The organism is Stenotrophomonas sp. Br8 (genome assembly GCF_014763005.1).
Lineage (GTDB): Bacteria > Pseudomonadota > Gammaproteobacteria > Xanthomonadales > Xanthomonadaceae > Stenotrophomonas > Stenotrophomonas lactitubi.
The window spans coordinates 306,475-324,661 of record NZ_JACGTN010000004.1; the positions used below are offsets into that span (position 1 = coordinate 306,475).

Below are 18,187 nucleotides of genomic sequence, written 5' to 3' on the forward strand. Positions count from 1 at the left end.
CTGCGATGGATCCACCCCGCGCGCGGCCTGAGGTAGTGCCGGCCGCTGGCCGGCAACCTCGGCGAACTCGCAGCCAGGCATGGCCTGGCTCTACTGGCGGTTATCCGGGGTAGTGCCGACCAACGGTCGGCACCCACGGTCAACGCACGGTGGTTTCCTCTTCCCGCTCCGGTTCCGGCGGCGGCAGCTGTTCTTCTTCCGCACGCTCGTTGCCCGGCAGAGTGGGGCGCGTTTCCATCAGCAGCGACAGCGCCGCCTTGGCCATCAGGTGCGCGCTGATCGGTGCGGTGATGAACAGGAACACGGTGATCAGCAGCTCGCGCGGCTGCGGGTCCTGGCCCAGGAAGATGTGGTAACACACCGAGCACACCAGCACGCAGCCCACGCCCAGCGTGCTGGCCTTGGTCGGTGCGTGCAGGCGCTTGAAGAAGGTGGACAGCTTCACCAGCCCCAGCGCGCCGACCAGGATGAAGAAGCAGCCGAACAGCAGCAGGATCGACAGCGCGATCTGGATGAAGGTGATCATTCGACGATGTCCCGGCGCAGCACGAACTTGCTCAGCACCACGGTGCTGCCGAAGCCGAGCATGGCGATGATCAGTGCCGCCTCGAAGTAGATCGCCGAATTGAGGTACATGCCGAACAGCATCAGCTCGGCGATGGCGGTCACCGACAGCGTATCCAGTGCAAGGATGCGGTCGGGCACGGTCGGCCCGCGCAGCAGGCGCCAGGTGGCCAGCAGCATGGCCAGGCCGACCACGTGCATGCATACCACCAGGGTGGTCTGGATGATCTGGAATCCAGTCATGGGAAGATCTCCATCAATGGGGCTTCATAACGGCGCTTGATCGTGTCGATCAGGTCCTGCGGGTCTTCCAGGTGCAGCACGTGCACCAGCAGGAACTTCCGGTCGTCGCTGAGCGCGGCCGACACCGTGCCGGGAGTCAGGGTGATCATGCTGGTCAGCGCGGCGATGCCGTGGATGTTGGCGATGTCCAGCGGCAGCCAGATGAAACCGGGGTGGATGTTCTTTTCCGGGCCCAGCACCTGGATGGCCACGCGGATGTTGGACATCAGGATGTCCCACAGGGTCACGAACAGCAGCTTCGGCAACGGCCGCAGGGTGCCGATGCGGGCGAACTCGCGGTCCAGGCGCGCAGCGAACAGTGGAATGACCACGCCCAGCAGCAGGCCCAGCAGGAACTGGCCGAGCGTGAAGCTGTCGGACATCAGCAGCCAGAACACCACCACCATCACGCTCAGCGCGGGCGAGGGCAGCAGGCGGCGGATCGGGGAACGCTTGGCGGTCATGGCTGGCGGATCTCCGGCGTGGTCGCGCGCAACTGCTGCACGTAGTCGCCCGGCTGCAGCAGCTGGGTGGCGATGGCGTCGGTGTGCTGCATCAGCGGCGCAGCGAACAGTGTCATGCCGATGCCGTAGGCCAGCAGGATGCAGGCGGCAAACAGCTCCACACGGCGCAGCGGTGCCTTGCGCGGCGGCGGTGCATCGGGATCGGGCAGCGGCACGCGCCAGAACAGGCGGATGCCGCCGCGGGTCAGGCCCATGATGACCAGCAGGCTGCTGACCAGCACTGCCGTCCACACCGCGCCGGTGTACTGCGCGGGCATGCCGGCCAACAGCGCGGCCTTGGCCAGGAAGCCTGACAGTGGCGGCAGACCGGCCACCGACACCGCCGCAATCAGGAACAGCACGGCGGGCGTCTCCTTGCCGGGCATCGGCGCGATCACTTCCTTGCGGTCGCTGGCGCCGCCACGGCGGCGTCGGATCAGGTCGGCGACCAGGAACAGTGCGGCGGCGACGAAGCTGCTGTGCGGCAGGTAATACAGGCCGGCCGACAGCACCTTCGGCGTGCCGACAGAGAAGGCGATGAACAGCGTCGCTGCCGAGACGATCACCAGATACGAAATCAGCACGCGCAGGCGCGCTGCGGCCAACGCACCCAGGCCGCCCAGCACCAGCGTCGCTACGCCGGCCCACAGCAGCCAGTCGCGGCCGTAGCCGGCCATCGCACCCGCATCCTCGCCGAACCACAGCATCTGGATGCGCAGCACGGCATACAGGCCCACCTTGGTCATGATCGCGAACAGCGCCGCTACCGCCGCCGGTGCACGCGCATACGATTCGGGCAGCCACAGGTACAGCGGCATCAGCGCGGCCTTGGCACAGAACACCAGCAGCAACAGGCCCATCGTCGCCTTCACCAGGGTCAGCTGCGCCGGCGGCACCTCGGCAATGCGCTGCGACAGCTCGGCCATGTTCAACGACCCCAGCGAGGCGTACAGCAGGCCCAGTGCGATCAGGAACAGGGTCGAGGCGGTGACGTTGAACACCACGTAGTGCAGGCCGATGCGCATGCGCAGGCCACGGCCGCCACTGAGCAGCAGGCCGTAGGAGGCGATCAGCATCACCTCGAAGAACACGAACAGGTTGAAGATGTCGCCGGTCAGGAAGGCACCGTTGAGGCCCACCAGCTGGAACTGGAACAGCGCATGGAAGTGCGGTGCGCGGCGGTCCCATCCTGAGCACGCATGCAGCAGGCAGGGAATGGCCAGCAGCAGGGTGGTCAGCAGCATCCAGGCGGACAGCTGGTCGGCGACCAGCGCGATGCCCAGCCGCGACGGCCAGTCGCCCAGCAGGTAGACGCGGATGTCGCTACCTGCGGTGTCGGCGAACAACAGGCCGACCACCACCGCCAGCGCGGCCAGCGAGGTCCACGCCACGGCACGCTGTACCTTCGGCCCATAGCGGCGATGTTCGACGAACAGCGACAGCGCAGCGCCGAGCAGCGGTACCAGGATCGGCAGGATCACCAGATGATTCATGCGCGGTCCTCGCCCCGGCGCGGCGGTGCATCGTCGTCCGGCTCGTGCGCGTCCACATGGTCACTGTGGTTGTCGCTGCGGCTGCGCATGGCCAGCACGATGCTGACAGCGGTCATCGCAAACGCGATCACGATCGCGGTCAATACCAGTGCCTGCGGCAGCGGATCGGTGTAGTTGCCGAGGTGGCTCTCCACGCCCTCCTGCAGCACCGGCGCTTTGCCCTGCACTACGCGGCCACCGGCAAAGATCAACAGGTTGGTGGCGTAGGACAGGAAGGTCATGCCGAGGATCACATCGAAGCTGCGCGCGCGCAGCAGCAGGTAGATGGCGATGGCGGTCAGCACGCCGATCGCAGAGGCCAGGGCCAGTTCCATCAGTGCATCTCCCCCGTTCGTGCCGAGCGGCGTTGCAGGTCGATCTCGCCCTTGCGCGCGGTGCGCGTCCGCGAGGGTTTGACGGTGGCCATCATCGACAGCATCAGCATCGCGCCACCGAACACCACCAGGTACACGCCGATATCAAAACCAATCGCGCTGGCCAGCGGTACATCACCGATCAACGGCAGGTGCAGGTCCAGGTGACCGCTGGTCAGGAACGGCACGCCGAACAGCATCGAGGCGCCGCCGCTGAGGATGGCGATCAGCAGGCCGGTGCCGATGCAGCGGATGTAGTCGAAGCCGAAGCGCGACTCCACCGATGCGGTGCCTTGGATCACGTACTGGATCAGCAGCGGCACGGCCAGCACCAGGCCTGCGATGAAGCCGCCGCCCGGCGCGTTGTGGCCGCGCAGGAACAGGAAAATGGAGACCGTCAGGGTCAGCGGGAACATGATCTGGGCCAGATCGGCCGGTACCGGCAGCTTGATCGGCGGGCCGGGCATGATCTGCTCCGGCGCCATCCGCGTACGCCGCAGCAGCGCATGCACGACCAGTGCGGCGATGCCGAACACGGTGATCTCGCCGAAGGTATCGAAACCTCGGAAGTCGACCAGGATCACGTTGACCACGTTCTGGCCGTACGCCTCGGGCAGTGCGCGGGCAAGCAGTTCGCCGGCCATGGTGTTCGGCGGCAGCGTCATCGCGCTGTAGGCCAGCGCGCCGAGGCCGGCACCGGCCACGATCGCGATCAGCGCATCACGGCGCTTGCGCCAGCGCGGCCGCTCTGGGCCGGACTGTGCGGGCAGGTAGTTCATGCCCAGCAGCATCAGCACCAGCGTGACCATCTCCACCAGCAGCTGGGTCAGCGCCAGGTCGGGTGCGGACAGGAACACGAAGGTCAGCGCCACCATCAGGCCGACACCGCCGACCAGCAGCACCGCCAGCAGGCGCTGCTTGTACATGCGCAGGGTCGCCACCGCGCAGGACATCATCACCAGCCACAGTGCCCAGCCCAGCAGCGGGATGGGCTGCGGTTTTGTCCATTCCGGCGAGGCCGGGTTGGCGATGTAGGGCGCGGCGGCAACCACGATCGCCACCAGCACCAGGCCCAGCAGCATGCGCTGCAGGCTGCCGTTGGCGATGCCGGCGGTCAACCGCTGCGCACCGGCCGAAAGCAGGTCCAGCTGGTGGTGGAAGACGTTGCGCCCCGGCGTGGTGTTGGTTACCCCATGCAGGTCGATCAGCTTGCGCAGGCCGAAGTAGAGGGCCACGCCACCGACCACGCCCGCGGCGCTCATCGCCAGCGGCAGGTTGAAGCCATGCCAGATCGACAGGTTGTACTCGGGCATCGCGCTGCCGAGGATCGAGGCAGCTGCCGCGTGCAGCACCGGCGCCACCGTCAGTGCCGGGGCGATACCCACCGCCACGCAGATCACCACCAGGATCTCCACCGGCACCTTCATCCAGCGCGGCGGCTCGTGCGGCACGCGGTCCAGGCCATGCGGACCCTTGCCGAAGAAGGTGTCGTGCACGAAGCGCAGGCTGTAGGCCACGCCGAACACACCAGCCAGCAGCGCAGCGATCGACACCGCCGTGCGCATGGTGTCGGTGCCACCGGCCGAGAGCGCTTCGGCGAACAGCATTTCCTTGGACAGGAAGCCATTGAGCAGCGGGATGCCGGCCATCGCCAGCGACGCGATGATCGCCAGCGCGCTGGTGAACGGCATCAGCCTGCGCAGGCCACCGAGCTTGCGCATGTCACGGGTACCGGTCTCGTGGTCGATGATGCCGGCGGCCATGAACAGCGAGGCCTTGAAGGTGGCGTGGTTGAGGATGTGGAACACGCCGGCGACCACCGCCATCGGTGTGGACAGGCCGAACAGCAGGGTGATCAGGCCCAGGTGCGAGATCGTCGAATAGGCCAGCAGGCCCTTCAGGTCATGCTGGAAGATCGCGTTCCAGGCGCCGATCAGCAGGGTGATCGCACCGATGCCGCTGACCGTGTAGAAGAACAGATCGCTGCCGGCCAACGCTGGATGCAGGCGCGCCAGCAGGAATACGCCCGCCTTCACCATGGTGGCCGAGTGCAGGTAGGCCGACACCGGGGTGGGCGCGGCCATCGCGTGCGGCAGCCAGAAGTGGAACGGGAACTGCGCGCTCTTGGTGAAGATGCCCGCCAGCACCAGGAACAGCGCATAGGGGTACAGCGCGCTGGCGCGGATCTGCTCACCGGCGGCCAGCACCACGTCCAGGTCGAAGCTGCCGACGATGCGACCGATCAGCAGCACGCCGGCCAGCAGGGCCAGGCCGCCGCCGCCGGTGATCACCAGCGCCATCCGCGCGCCCTCGCGGGCGTCCTGGCGATGCGACCAGAAACCGATCAGCAGGAACGAGCTGATGCTGGTCATTTCCCAGAAGATCATCAGCAGCAACAGGTTGCCGGACAGCACCATGCCCAGCATGGCGCCCATGAACAGCAACAGGTAGGTATAGAAGCGGTGCGCGCTGTCCTGCGGGCTCAGGTAGTAGCGCGCATACAGCACCACCAGTGCGCCGATGCCCAGCACCAGCCCGGCGAACATCCAGGCCAGGCCATCCAGGCGCAGGGTGAAGTCCAGGCCGATCTGCGGCAGCCACGGCACCATCGTCCGCACCACCTGGCCATCGAGCACCGATGGGGTCAGCCAGGCGAGGATCGCCAGCCCGCCCAACGGCGCCAGCGCCGCCAGCCAGGCAGCAGTCGAGCGCGAACTACGGGGGAAGGCTGCGACAGCCACTGCCATGAGGAACGGCAGGGCCAGCAGCAGGGGCAGGCTGGGGAGCATGCAGGGAATCCATGATTCACGAGCAGGTCAGGGAGCATAACAGGCTGCCAAATGTCGCCGAAACCCATTGAACAGCGATCAATTGCATGTAACGTGCGCTGATTCATTTTTTCTGCGATGCAGCATGCCGCGTGGATGACCCGTCAGGACCTGGCTGACGGGTCCACCCTACGCCCACGCAGGGAGACCGCAGCCCCTGTCGCACAGGGACCGCCGCCGTCGGGCGGGGCGAGGAGAGGAGGTCACCGCGGCAGGCTGGCAGGCGCGCCGTGCAGTGTGGGTGATGGCATCTGCCCGTTCAGGAAACGAAGGCGTCGATGCGGTGACGCCGGTCAGTAGCGCCAGTCGAGCTTGCGATAGGCCTTGGCCATCACCCAGGCCGGGCCGATCAGCAGGTAGGTCAGGTCGGTCAGGAAGCTGGGCTTGCGGCCTTCGAACTTGTGGCCGATGAACTGCGCGATCCAGGCGACGACGAAGACGCCGATCGCCAGCCAGAACAGATTGTGCAGGCCGATTTCCGCTTCCAGCAGCCGGCACAGGCAGCCGAACACGAAGAACTGGATGAGCATGCCGATGCCCAGCGGGCGCGACAGCTTGTTGTAGAAGCACCAGGCGCTGAACATCGCGAACGCCGACCAGATGCCGTACTGGAACCAGGTGATCAGCGGCGGCACGCACCACAGCAGGGCCACCACCGACCACAGGATCGCCGGCACCGCCACCACGTGGATGCGTTGGTTGACCACATTGCGGTGATCGTCGGAGTAGCTGGCGAAGTAGCGGTCGATCGGACGCGCAAGCTGGGTGGTGGTCTGCATGTGGCCAGCATACCCCGGCCGGGGCCGTCAGTAGAGCCAGGCCATGCCTGGCTGCAGGTCCGCCGAGGTTGCCGGCCAGCGGCCGGCACTACCCCGGGGAAACCGACAGTAGAGCCAGGCCATGCCTGGCTGCCGGGGGGCGCAGGAAACCGCCCCCAGCCAGACCGGCCGGGGGCGCAGGGGAATCAGTCGACGCTGATTCCGGCCAGGCGCTGCAGCGCCTCGGCGTACTTGGCGCGGGTGCGCTCGATGATCTCGGCCGGGATGCTCGGGCCCGGGGCAGTCTTGCCCCAGTCCAGCGTCTCCAGGTAGTCACGCACGAACTGCTTGTCGTAGCTCGGCGGGCTGGTGCCCACTTCGTACTCGTCGGCCGGCCAGTAGCGCGAGGAATCCGGCGTCAGCATCTCGTCCATGATGTACAGGCGACCATCGGCGTCGGTACCGAACTCGAACTTGGTGTCGGCCAGGATGATGCCGCGCTCGCGCGCGTAATCGGCCGCGAACTTGTAGATGCGCAGCGTGGCGTCGCGCACGCGCTCGGCCATCTCCGCACCGACCGTCTTCACCATCGCGTCGAAGTCGATGTTCTCGTCATGGTCACCCACGGCGGCCTTGGTCGAGGGGGTGAAGATCGGTTCTGGCAGCTGCTCGGCCTGGCGCAGGCCGTCGGGCAGGTCGATGCCGCTGACCTTGCCGGTGCGCTGGTAGTCCTTCCAGCCGCTGCCGATCAGGTAGCCGCGGGCGATCGCTTCCACCGGTACCGGCTTCAGCTTGCGGGTGACCACCGCGCGCTTGGCGTACAGGGCCGCGTCCACGCCCTCGGGCAGCACGCTGGCCACGTCGATGCCGGTCAGGTGGTTGGGCATCAGGTGCGCGGTCTTGGCGAACCAGAAGTTGGACACCTGGCAGAGCATCTCGCCCTTGCCCGGGATCGGGTCGGGCAGGACCACGTCGAACGCCGACAGGCGATCGGTGGCGACCATCAACAGGTAGTCCCCCGGCGGGGTACCGGCCGGCAGCCGCTCGCGCGGGATATCGAACACATCACGCACCTTGCCGCGGTGGCGCAAGGGCAGGCCGGGGAGATCGGATTGCAACAGCGTGGTTGGCACGGGCACTCCTGGGGCTTCGTCGATACGGCTGCCCAACGGACCCGGCGGGCCCGCTGACCAGCGGGCGGCCTAGTGTAAAGCGGTCTGGGCCCGCTGTGACGTAAAATGAGCGTCCATTTCGTCGGCCGACCCCGGAGCGCCATGCGCTGGTACGGAAAACTGCTCGGATTCATCGCCGGGGCCCTGTTGTTCCGGCCCAATCCGCTGTTCGGCGCGGTGGTAGGCCTGTTGCTGGGACATGCCTTTGACAGCGACTGGTTCCGCCTGAACAAGGAGAACCCTTACCGCGAGCTGGGGCTGACCTCCGAGGCCACCGATGCCGAGGTCGAGCGCGCCTACCGCAAGCTGATCTCCCAGTACCACCCCGACAAGCTGGGCGGCGCCGCCCCCGAGCTGCAGCAGCAGGCCGAGCAGAAGTCGCGGCGCATCAACGCCGCCTACGACCGCATCAAGACCCTGCGCAAGCGCTGACCCCACAGTCCCGCCTGCGGGCGGGAGACCCCTTTCCCCGTTCCGAAGGCCCCGGCCATGTCCAACTGCCTCATCGCTCCTTCCATCCTCTCGGCCAACTTCGCCCGCCTGGGCGAAGAAGTCGACAACGTCCTGGCCGCTGGCGCCGATTGGGTCCATTTCGACGTGATGGACAACCACTACGTGCCCAACCTGACCATCGGCCCGATGGTCTGCCAGGCGCTGCGCAAGCACGGCGTCACCGCGCCGATCGACGTGCACCTGATGGTCGAGCCGGTGGACCGCATCATCCCGGACTTCGCCGAGGCCGGCGCCACCTACATCAGCTTCCACCCGGAGGCCAGCCGCCACGTGCACCGCACCATCCAGCTGATCCGCTCGCTGGGCTGCAAGCCGGGCATCGTGCTCAATCCGGCCACACCGGTGGACATCCTCGACTGGGTGCTGGACGACCTCGACCTGGTGCTGCTGATGTCGGTCAATCCGGGCTTCGGCGGCCAGGCGTTCATCCCGTCGGCGTTGGACAAGCTGCGCGTGGTGCGCCAGAAGATCGATGCCAGCGGCCGTGACATCCGCCTGGAGATCGACGGTGGCGTGAAGGCCGACAACATCGGTGAGATCGCTGCCGCAGGTGCCGATACCTTCGTCGCCGGCTCGGCCATCTTCAACGCCAAGACCAGCTACCAGGACGTGATCGCGCAGATGCGCGCCAACGTCGCCGCGGCACGGGGCTGAGCCATGAGCACGGTGGCCGTGTTGAACATCCGTCCGGCCACCGTCGCCGACGCTGGCCTGATCCTTCGGTTTATCCGCGAACTGGCGATCTACGAGAAGGCCGAGCATTCGGTGCAGACCGATGAGGTCGGCATCGCCGAAAGCCTGTTCGGCGCTGACGCCACCGCCCGCGCGCTGATCTGCGAGGCGAACGGCGAAGCCATGGGCTACGCGGTGTATTTCTACAACTATTCCACCTGGCTGGGCCGCAAGGGCATCTACCTCGAAGACCTGTACGTGAGCCCGGAAAAGCGCGGCTCCGGTGCGGGCAAGGCGCTGCTGAAGTACATCGCCCGCCAGGCGGTGGCTGAAGGTTGCGGCCGCTTCGAGTGGTCGGTGCTGGACTGGAACACGCCGGCCATCGACTTCTACACCGCAGCCGGCGCCAAGCCGCAGGACGAGTGGACGGTGTACCGGCTGGAAGGTGAGGCGCTGCACGATTTCGCCAACGGTTGAGGCGGAATGCATCCACGCATGGCAGGCAAAAAAAAGCCACGCCAAATACTGGCGTGGCCTTGCTGCATGCGTGGGAGGCTGATCCTGCCTCCATCCGTCGTCCCTGCTATGGCCTTCCATTCTCCGGGCCGGCGATGACATCTGCATGACATCCTGCATTGGCGAGCCCAACCATCTGACCTGAACGGTTGCCAGCGTCTTTCACTGGCCACGAACGCCCGATTGCTAGCCTGTGCCGCCTTTCCCTGGAAGAACTGCATGAGCACACCGCGCTGGCGCCTGATCCTCAACGGCAAGTCCGCAGGCAACGATGACCTGCGCGATGCCGTGGGCCACTGGCGTGACCGTGGCGTGCAGCTGGAAGTGCGGGTGACCTGGGAAGACGGTGACGCCGAGCGCTACGTTGCCGAGGCCATCGACCACGGCGTGGACGTGATCGTGGCGGCCGGTGGCGACGGCACGCTGAGCGCGGTGGCCGAGACGTTGGCGCATCGTGACGAGCCGGCTGGGGCGCTGCCGTCGCTGGCGTTGGTGCCGATGGGCACCGCCAACGATTTCGCTACCGCTGCCGGTATTCCGGTGGAGCCGCAGGAGGCCTTCGCACTGATTGCCGGCGGCACGCCGCGTCCGATGGACCTGCTGCGCGTTGATGCCGACGGCAAGCCGTGGTGGTGCGCCAACCTCGCCAGCGGCGGCTTCGGTACCCAGGTCACGGTGGAAACCGATGCGGGCTTGAAGAAAATGCTCGGCGGTCTGGCCTATGTCATTACCGGCATCGCCAAGCTCGGTCGCATCGAACCGATCACCGCGCGCCTGAGCGGCCCGGATTTCCAGTGGGAAGGTGGGTTCATCGCGCTGGGTATCGGCAACGGTCGCCAGGCCGGTGGTGGTCAGCAGCTGTGCCCGCAGGCACTGATCGACGACGGTCTGCTGGACGTCACCGTGGTGCCGGAACTGGACGGTGAAGTCGCCGCTACTCTTGGGCAGATGCTGACCGGCGGCAAGGAGGCGGCGCTTGAACGTGTCGCCACGCGCGCGCAGCTGCCGTGGCTGCAGATCGACGCACCGCAGCCGCTGACCTTGAACCTGGACGGCGAACCGGTGCAGGCACGCAGCTTCCGCATCGAATGCGTGGCGGGCAGGGTGCGGATGCACCTGCCGGAGGAATGTGTGCTGCTTTCCGGCCGCTGATACAGGAATTACGGCAGCGGAATATCTTCTTCCTTCGTGGGGAAGCCGAAGGCTTCACGTTTGTCGCGGATGCCTTTCGGCATCGGGGGACGAGGGATGTCGCGTGTGACGAGCCACTGCTGGCACTTCCTCTGCCATGGTAGAAGATCGGGTGTAGTGATGCCCCAGAAGATGTGCTCGGCGATCAGCATTCTGTCGGGGGCGCCGACGGAGGATTTCAGCAGTACCGTAGGGTCTGCCCCGTGTTCCAGCAGCCAATAGGCATGCTCGAATCCACCCCGGGTGGTGTACCAGCTCAGTACTGTGTCGGCGGTGCCGCGATTGGATTCATTGATGTTCGCTCCATTCTCAATCAGCAGTTTCACGTTTTCCCACTGATTGCCCGCAATGAAGGCTTGAAACAGCAACGTTTCGCCCGCTGAGTTCCGCGTGTTGGGGTCTCCACCGTGCTGAAGCAGCAATTGCAGGTATCGCGGGTCGTCCAGCTTTGCGGCATAGACCATGGCGTTGTTGTAGCCAAGTCTGCGGCCATCCACGACCTTGTATGCGCGTGCATTCGGATCTGCGCCGTTGTCCAGGAGGGCGCGTAGCCCATCAAGATTCTTCGCCCGAAGAGGCCACGCCACCAGGGGGATTCCAGCATCACGAGCGAAGACCTTGTCCGGATCGACTCCTTCGTCCTTTATCAGGTGCGTGATCGTCTCGGCATCCCCTTGCTCGCTGGCAACGGCCAGCTCAAGTGCCCTTCCCTTGAAGTAACCGCTGGCACCATGCGTTGACTGTGGCGTGCAGCCCGAAAGCAGGAGCAGCGCTGCTGCCAGAAGGGCGTAATGCACAAAGAAGCGTCGGAGGTGAACGTCCATGTCTGATCTCCTTACAGCAGCGGAATGTCTTCTTCCTTGCTCGGGAATTTGAAGGCCTCACGCTTCCTGCGGATGTGTTCGGGCATCGGCGGGCGGGGAATGTTGCGTTCGATCAGCCACTGCTGGCATTTCTTCTGCCACGGCAGGTTGTCCGGCGTGGTGATCTCCCAGTAGATGTCCTCGACCATCTTCTGCCGGCCAGGCTGGCTTGACCCTTCCGGCTTTGCAATCGCGGGATCAGCACCATGTTCCAGAAGCCAGTACGCGTAATCGAAGCCGCCTCGCGTGGTGTACCAGCTCAGGACCGTGTCGTCGCCCAAGTCCAGGCTTGATTCATTGATGTTGGCCCCGTTCGTAATCAGGACCTGGATGTTCTTCCACTGATTTCCGCTGAGGAATGCCTGCAGCAGTAGAGTCTCGTTGGCCGAGTTGCGGGTGTTGGGGTCTCCGCCGTGCTTCAGCAGCAGCTCAAGGAAGCGAGGGTCGTCCATCTTTGCCGCGTAGACCATCGCATTGTTGTAACCAAGCCTGCGTCCATCCACCGTCTTGTATGCGCGTGCATTCGGATCTGCGCCGTTGTCCAGGAGAGCGCGTAATCCATCAAGATTCTTCGCCCGAAGAGGCCACGCCACCAGGGGGATTCCAGCGTCACGAGCGAAGACCTTGTCGGGATCGACTCCTTCGTCCTTTATCAGGTGCCGAACGGTGTCCGAATCGCCATGCTCGGTTGCTATCGCAAGCTCAAGGTTTTTTCCGTCGAAGTACTGTTCGGCGCCATGGCTCGACGAAAGGGCGCATCCGCTTACCATCAGAAAGATGGCGCAGACCACTATCGGGAACATCCGTTTCACACTTTCAAAAACATGAATGGGCATGTTGATTCCGCAACGGTGCTCGAGACGTGACATTAGCAAACGGATCTGATAATCGATATGTGTCGCGGGGGCATGTCCCCTCAAGGTGAATGGAGCTTGCCATGACGGATCACGACATTGACGCGCGGGCACGCGCAGTCCAGGAGCAGCGCGAGCTTGTGGAGCAGTTGCGCGCAAGCGGCCACACCGAAGATGCAGAGCGCTTGCAGGAGACATACCACGCACGTGAGATGTCTGGACTCGCCTCCGATGTGTATCAGTCAGCGAAGCATGCTGGCGAGCCGCCGGCGGGCTGGACTCGCGCAAGCACTGATCCTGCCGCGTTGCGTGCGGCGGGCTTCGAACTGTCGGACGCAACCGTGCGCGACTTGTTACAGCCGCCTGAATCGGGATTCCGCGCCGAAATCTACATCCCCGACAAGCGCGTCTTCGGTGAGGATGCGAAACCTGTCGTGGTCTACAAAGGGTCCACGGGTGAGATTCTTGACCCGCTGGCGCCCAATGGAAAACGAGAATCCGGCGGCGAGGATTTCCTCAACAACGGCCAGCAGGGCATCGGCATGCGCAGCGATTACTACGATCGCGCCATGCGTCTTGCCTCGATCGTCAATCAGGAACGCCCGGGCGGCTTCGAAATCGCCGGTCACTCCCTCGGTGGAGGCATGGCTTCCGCCGCGTCCGCAGTCACCGGCGCACGTGCCACCACGTTCAACGCCGCCGGCCTGCATCCGGCAACCCCGGCGCGTTATGCCAAGGACAACGGCCTGCCGACCTTCGACACGCAGCAGTCCGTGCACACCTACCAGACCACCGGTGAGGTGCTGAACGATGTGCAGAACGGCATGCACCGCCTGAGCGAGCATCAGCGTCGTGGCTACGGTGTGCTTGCCAACGAACTGGGCATGGTGCTGAAGGATCCGGCCATGCAGAAGGTCGTCGGCGAAAAGCTGCGCGAGATGCTGCCTCCGGGCGCGCAGACCTCCGCTGCACAGTTCATCGAACAACTGGCGAGCCAGCCGGGCCAGCAGGCGCTGCGTGATATTCCGCTCGCGGCAGGGCGCCTCGAATTGTTGCTTGAGCCCAAGACCCGCGACGCGCACGGGGCACTCGTCGATCGCCCGCATGTGGCGCCGCCCAGCCAGGTGGCGGAGCTGGCGGGCCCGCTGTCCTCCGTGCTGCACGCCACGGCGTACGGCATGCGCGGCGGTCGCCTGGCCGGCGAGCAGGTCGAACGGGCCGGCGCCGTCACTGCCCATGCGCTGGACAAGGTGGGCGATGGTGTCGAGCGCGTACTGAAGACCGAAGGCATGGTCATCGGCCAGGTGGTGAACATGGGGTCCACCAGCCTGCAGGTGAGCACCCGGGCGACCAGTACGGTGATTGCTTCGGGGCGTGAACTGACCGGCAGCATCGAAGCCACCCTGCACCGCGTCGAATCGCAGACCCGCTCCCATGGCCTGTCCGCACTGTCGTGGGTGGCTGACCGGGTGGGCGCGGACAACGTTGCCGGCCGACTTGCCAAGCAGGCCGAAGCTGTCCGTGACCACGGCGAGCAGCATGCGCAGCACGCGACGAAACAGGCCGTCGCCGACGCCGCAGGCACACGCGCAGCGGGTGAACGCGTGGCCGCTGCCATCAGCCACGACGGCCAATGGGTGGCCGGCAAGCTGCAGAAGGGATTCGCCACCGCCGGCGCCCATGTCGATCGTGGCTATGACCTGGTGGCGTCGCAAGTGAAGGGCATCACCGCCAAGGCGCCGATCACCCTGTCCACGCTGGGTGGTGCCGCGGTGGGCATCGGGGCTGCCGCCGCCACCCACCTGCCGACCGGCAACCTGCCGTTGGACGCAATGAAGCTGCACAACCTCGACAGGTCCGAACGTGTCATCCGCGGCATGATGCCGGCCTTCAGCGAGGCCACCGCCCGCCATGGCATGGATCCGACCGTCATCCCCAGCCTGGATTCGGAACTGAGCAAGCAGGAAGCCGCCGCCCGCAAGCTGGTCGAGCAGCACCAGCGCATACAGCATCCGGAAGATGGCCGCCGCGCCGGCGTGGCAGCAGAGCCCGCTGCGCGCGGGCCCGGCATCAACGACCCTGGCCACGCCGATTACCGGTTGTTCAATGGCGCACAGACCGGCGTGCACGCCCTGGATGCCGCCCACAACCGTGTGCCGAACCTGCAGAGCGACCAGCTCGCCGGTGCACTGGCCGTGCAGGCCAAGCGCGAGGGGCTGGAGTCCATTTCCCACGTGGTGCTCAGCGACGATCACAGCCGCGCCTTCGCGGTGGATACGCCCGACCTGAACGCCGCGCACCGCCGCCATGCCCACGTTGATGTGGCGGCGGGCATGGCCCAGCCGCTGAGCGCGAGCACCACCCAGATCGACGCGATCAATGCCAGTCGCGAGCAGGCGCAGGGGGTGTCGCTGGCCCAGCAGCAGGTGCAGGAGACCCAGGAACAGGCGCGGCGGATGGGCTAGGGCGAAGACAAACCGCCCGTCGCCAAAGGGTTTCCCTGCGGCCAAAGCTGCGATACAGTCATTGGGTGTCCAGCCTGACGACCCCGCATACCCTTTCTTCCGCACGCCGTTGGTGGCGATGGTGGCCTGTTGCCGTCGTCCGTCCCCATAACGCTGTGTCCCGGAAGGAAAGTCGTCTTGATCTCGCACGCTCAGTTTCAGCAGCAGGCCGCTGAAGGCCACACCCATATTCCCGTTGTCCGCGAAGTGCTGTCCGACCTGGACACGCCGCTTTCGGTCTATCTGAAGCTCGCCGACGGCCCCAATACCTACCTGTTTGAATCCGTCGAAGGCGGCGAGCGCTTTGGTCGTTACTCGATCATCGGCCTGCCGGCACGCCGCGTGTACGCCTTCCACGGCCACACCCTGACCGTACGCGAGCACGGCGATGTGGTGGAAACCCGTGAGGTGGCCGACCCGTTCGCCGAGGTCGAGGCGCTGCGCAGCGCCCACTCGGTGCCCAAGCTGGAAGGCCTGCCGGGCTTCACCGGTGGCCTGGTCGGCTGGTTCGGCTTCGAATGCATCGGCTACATCGAGCCGCGTCTGGCCTCGCCGGCTGGCCGTGACGAACTGGGTACGCCGGACATCCTGCTGCTGCACTCCGATGAGCTGGCAGTGTTCGACAACCTGAAGGGCCGGCTGTACCTGATCGTGCATGCCGACCCGCGTGTCGAAGGCGCCTTCGAGCAGGCCCAGGCCCGCCTGGATGCACTGACCGCCAAGCTGCGCGCGCCGGGGGCCGGCTATCCGGCGCCGCTGACCAGCGACGTGCTGGACGAGTCCGATTTCGTTTCCGGTTTCACCCGCGAAGGCTTCGTCGACGCGGTCCAGCGCAGCAAGGAGTACATCCGTGCTGGCGACATCTTCCAGGTGGTGCTCAGCCAGCGCCTGAGCGTGCCGTTCAAGGCGCGCCCGGTGGATGTCTACCGCGCGCTGCGTGCACTGAATCCGTCGCCGTACATGTATTTCCTCGATGTCGGCGACCTGCAGGTGGTCGGCTCCTCGCCGGAAATCCTGGTGCGCCTGCAGGACGGTGAAGTGACCGTGCGCCCGATCGCCGGCACCCGCCCGCGCGGCGCCACGCCGGAGCTGGACCAGGCGCTGGAGGTCGAGCTGCTGGCCGATCCGAAGGAACGCGCCGAGCACCTGATGCTGATCGACCTGGGCCGCAATGACGCCGGCCGCGTGTCCAAGGCGGGCACCGTCGAAGTGGGCGAGCAGTTCGTGATCGAACGCTACAGCCACGTCATGCACATCGTCAGCGAAGTGACCGGGCAGCTGCAGCCGGGCCTGAGCTATGCCGACGTGCTGCGCGCCACCTTCCCGGCCGGTACGGTCAGCGGCGCGCCGAAGATCCGCGCGCTGGAAGTGATCCGCGAGCTGGAACCGATCAAACGCAATGTCTACGCCGGCAGCATCGGCTACATCGGCTGGCACGGCGATGCCGATACCGCGATCGCGATCCGCACCGCGGTGATCAAGGATGGCCGCCTGTACGTGCAGGCCGGCGCCGGCATCGTCTACGACTCCGACCCGGACAAGGAATGGGACGAGACGATGAACAAGGGCCGCGCGCTGTTCCGCGCCGTCGCCCAGGCCGCCAAGGGCCTGTGAGTTTCCCTGTGCTGTGGCCTGCGCCGCAGCACCCTTCGCTGTTTCCATTCAAGACAAGGAGTACCGCATGAAGCTGCTGAGCGTTCTGCTGTGGTCGTCGCTGCTGGCCACGATGGCCCCCTCTGCGTGGGCACAGGCCAACACCATTCCCTCGCAGCCGCACCTGCTGGTGAAGGGCGAGGGCGCGCGAACGGTGATGCCGGACCGGTTCACCGTCGAACTGCTGGTCAAGTCCACCGATCTTCAGCCGGATACTGCGCGCTCGCGCGTGCAGGGCAATGTCGATGCGGTGCTGGGTGCGTTCAAGCGCAACCATGCACTGCCGGCAAGCGTGGTGGCAGACAACCTGACCATCCAGCCGGACTACCGCTACAGCGTGCAGGGCAAGCAGGAATACCTGGGGACGCGGGTGAGCCGGCGCCTGAAAGGCAGCTTCGGCACCACCGGTGACCTGCAGGCCTTCCTGCGCGTGGTCGATGCCAGCGATGACCTGCAGATCAGCAGCATGCGGCCTGGCTACTCGAAGGAAGCCGCACTGCGTGGCGAACTCAAGGCCGAAGCGGCAACGCAGACACGCGCCTCCGCCAAGCACCTTGCCACGGCCTATGGCGCTCGCATCACCGGCCTCTACAGCATCTCCGACGTGGCCCCGAACTTCGCCTACGGCGTGCAGGCAGGCAACTGGCCCCGCAGCGGTGACATGGTCACGCCGCCCAGCCCGCCGGCTCCGGCACAGACCAGCATCGAGACAACCGGCTCGCGCGCGCGCGAATCGATCGAAGCCGGCCCCATCACCTACACCGAAAACGTGTACGCCATTTTCCTGATAAGCGACGGAACCTGACCATGTTGTGGATGATCGACAACTACGACAGCTTCACCTACAACCTCGTGCAGTACCTGCAGACGCTGGGTGCCGAGGTGAAGGTGGTGCGCAACGATGCGATGAGCGTGGACGAGATCGCCGCGCAGAAACCCGAGCGCATCGTCATCTCGCCCGGCCCGTGCACACCCAACGAAGCGGGTGTGTCGCTGGAGCTGATCCAGCGCCTGGGGCCGACCACGCCGATCCTCGGCGTGTGCCTGGGCCACCAGGGTATCGGCCAGGTCTACGGCGGTACGGTCATCCGTGCTGGCAACATCATGCACGGCAAGACCTCGCCGATCCGGCACGAAGGCAAGGGCGTATTCGCTGGCCTGCCGGACGGTTACCAGGCCACCCGCTACCACTCGCTGGTGGTGGACAAGACCAGCCTGCCCGACGCGCTGGAAGTGACCGCGTGGACCGAGAACGAGGATGGCTCGATCGAAGAGATCATGGGCCTGCGCCACCGCCAGTTCCCGGTCGAAGGCGTGCAGTTCCACCCCGAATCGATCCTCACCGAGCATGGTCACGCGCTGCTGCGCAATTTCCTGCAGCGCCCGGCTGCCTGATCCAAGGAGTATT

At 65.7% G+C, this 18,187-nt stretch carries 18 protein-coding genes; 8 read left to right on the plus strand and 10 right to left on the minus strand.

What is annotated here, in order from left to right; all coding sequences use genetic code 11:
* Positions 1-139: 139 nt before the first annotated feature.
* The 8 genes from H3005_RS05250 to H3005_RS05285 all read right to left on the minus strand — a co-directional run bounded on the left by H3005_RS05250 (position 140) and on the right by H3005_RS05285 (position 7,974).
* Complete coding sequence (locus H3005_RS05250; protein WP_100553831.1) at positions 140-526, minus strand: Na+/H+ antiporter subunit G; 387 nt, start codon at positions 524-526, stop codon at positions 140-142.
* Complete coding sequence (locus H3005_RS05255) at positions 523-807, minus strand: K+/H+ antiporter subunit F (RefSeq protein ID WP_025874598.1); 285 nt, start codon at positions 805-807, stop codon at positions 523-525. The genes H3005_RS05250 and H3005_RS05255 overlap by 4 nt, the downstream gene beginning before the upstream one ends.
* Entirely contained in the window at positions 804-1,310 is a 507-nt protein-coding gene (locus H3005_RS05260) for a Na+/H+ antiporter subunit E (RefSeq protein WP_089237392.1), read from the minus strand. The genes H3005_RS05255 and H3005_RS05260 overlap by 4 nt, the downstream gene beginning before the upstream one ends.
* Positions 1,307-2,842 carry a monovalent cation/H+ antiporter subunit D gene (locus H3005_RS05265; protein ID WP_191077711.1) on the minus strand — a complete coding sequence of 512 codons (1,536 nt, stop codon included), beginning with the start codon at positions 2,840-2,842 and terminating at the stop codon, positions 1,307-1,309. Before H3005_RS05265 ends, H3005_RS05260 begins: the two co-directional genes overlap by 4 nt.
* Positions 2,839-3,216: a Na+/H+ antiporter subunit C gene (locus tag H3005_RS05270; RefSeq protein ID WP_100553830.1), complete on the minus strand. Its 378-nt coding sequence runs from the start codon at positions 3,214-3,216 to the stop codon at positions 2,839-2,841. Before H3005_RS05270 ends, H3005_RS05265 begins: the two co-directional genes overlap by 4 nt.
* Positions 3,216-6,044: a monovalent cation/H+ antiporter subunit A gene (locus tag H3005_RS05275; protein ID WP_191077712.1), complete on the minus strand. Its 2,829-nt coding sequence runs from the start codon at positions 6,042-6,044 to the stop codon at positions 3,216-3,218. The genes H3005_RS05270 and H3005_RS05275 overlap by 1 nt, the downstream gene beginning before the upstream one ends.
* Positions 6,045-6,376: 332 nt before the next feature.
* The gene (locus H3005_RS05280) at positions 6,377-6,862 is read right to left on the minus strand and encodes an Mpo1-like protein (RefSeq protein WP_100462165.1); all 486 of its coding nucleotides are present in this window, start codon (positions 6,860-6,862) and stop codon (positions 6,377-6,379) included.
* 185 nt (positions 6,863-7,047) lie between these two features.
* The gene (locus H3005_RS05285; RefSeq protein WP_162291998.1) at positions 7,048-7,974 is read right to left on the minus strand and encodes a phosphoribosylaminoimidazolesuccinocarboxamide synthase; all 927 of its coding nucleotides are present in this window, start codon (positions 7,972-7,974) and stop codon (positions 7,048-7,050) included.
* 141 nt (positions 7,975-8,115) lie between these two features.
* Here H3005_RS05285 and H3005_RS05290 point away from each other — a divergent pair, with 141 nt between their 5' ends.
* The 4 genes from H3005_RS05290 to yegS all read left to right on the plus strand — a co-directional run bounded on the left by H3005_RS05290 (position 8,116) and on the right by yegS (position 10,866).
* Positions 8,116-8,445 carry a DnaJ domain-containing protein gene (locus H3005_RS05290; RefSeq protein ID WP_025874605.1) on the plus strand — a complete coding sequence of 110 codons (330 nt, stop codon included), beginning with the start codon at positions 8,116-8,118 and terminating at the stop codon, positions 8,443-8,445.
* A 57-nt stretch (positions 8,446-8,502) separates the two neighbouring features.
* Positions 8,503-9,180 carry a ribulose-phosphate 3-epimerase gene (gene rpe, locus H3005_RS05295; RefSeq protein WP_046983681.1) on the plus strand — a complete coding sequence of 226 codons (678 nt, stop codon included), beginning with the start codon at positions 8,503-8,505 and terminating at the stop codon, positions 9,178-9,180.
* A 12-nt stretch (positions 9,181-9,192) separates the two neighbouring features.
* Positions 9,193-9,675, plus strand: a complete 483-nt coding sequence (locus H3005_RS05300; protein ID WP_191077732.1) for a GNAT family N-acetyltransferase — start codon at positions 9,193-9,195, stop codon at positions 9,673-9,675.
* 258 nt (positions 9,676-9,933) lie between these two features.
* Positions 9,934-10,866, plus strand: coding sequence for a lipid kinase YegS (gene yegS, locus H3005_RS05305; protein WP_191077713.1), 933 nt, complete (start codon positions 9,934-9,936; stop codon positions 10,864-10,866).
* Positions 10,867-10,874: 8 nt separating this feature from the next.
* Here the strand turns inward: yegS and H3005_RS05310 are convergent, their stop codons facing one another.
* Both H3005_RS05310 and H3005_RS05315 read right to left on the minus strand, forming a co-directional pair.
* Positions 10,875-11,729: an ankyrin repeat domain-containing protein gene (locus H3005_RS05310; protein ID WP_191077714.1), complete on the minus strand. Its 855-nt coding sequence runs from the start codon at positions 11,727-11,729 to the stop codon at positions 10,875-10,877.
* An 11-nt stretch (positions 11,730-11,740) separates the two neighbouring features.
* Entirely contained in the window at positions 11,741-12,604 is an 864-nt protein-coding gene (locus H3005_RS05315) for an ankyrin repeat domain-containing protein (protein WP_223880058.1), read from the minus strand.
* A 359-nt stretch (positions 12,605-12,963) separates the two neighbouring features.
* Between H3005_RS05315 and H3005_RS05320 the strand changes: the two genes are divergently transcribed.
* The 4 genes from H3005_RS05320 (at position 12,964) to H3005_RS05335 (ending at position 18,174) form a co-directional block, all read left to right on the plus strand.
* Complete coding sequence (locus H3005_RS05320; RefSeq protein WP_331273738.1) at positions 12,964-15,087, plus strand: XVIPCD domain-containing protein; 2,124 nt, start codon at positions 12,964-12,966, stop codon at positions 15,085-15,087.
* A 177-nt stretch (positions 15,088-15,264) separates the two neighbouring features.
* On the plus strand, positions 15,265-16,740 hold the full coding sequence (trpE, locus tag H3005_RS05325) for an anthranilate synthase component I (RefSeq protein ID WP_191077716.1): 1,476 nt from the start codon (positions 15,265-15,267) through the stop codon (positions 16,738-16,740).
* Positions 16,741-16,807: 67 nt separating this feature from the next.
* Complete coding sequence (locus H3005_RS05330) at positions 16,808-17,584, plus strand: SIMPL domain-containing protein (protein WP_191077717.1); 777 nt, start codon at positions 16,808-16,810, stop codon at positions 17,582-17,584.
* 2 nt (positions 17,585-17,586) lie between these two features.
* Positions 17,587-18,174 (plus strand): aminodeoxychorismate/anthranilate synthase component II, encoded by a 588-nt coding sequence (locus tag H3005_RS05335; protein WP_100553822.1) that lies wholly within the window; start codon positions 17,587-17,589, stop codon positions 18,172-18,174.
* Positions 18,175-18,187 lie beyond the last annotated feature (13 nt).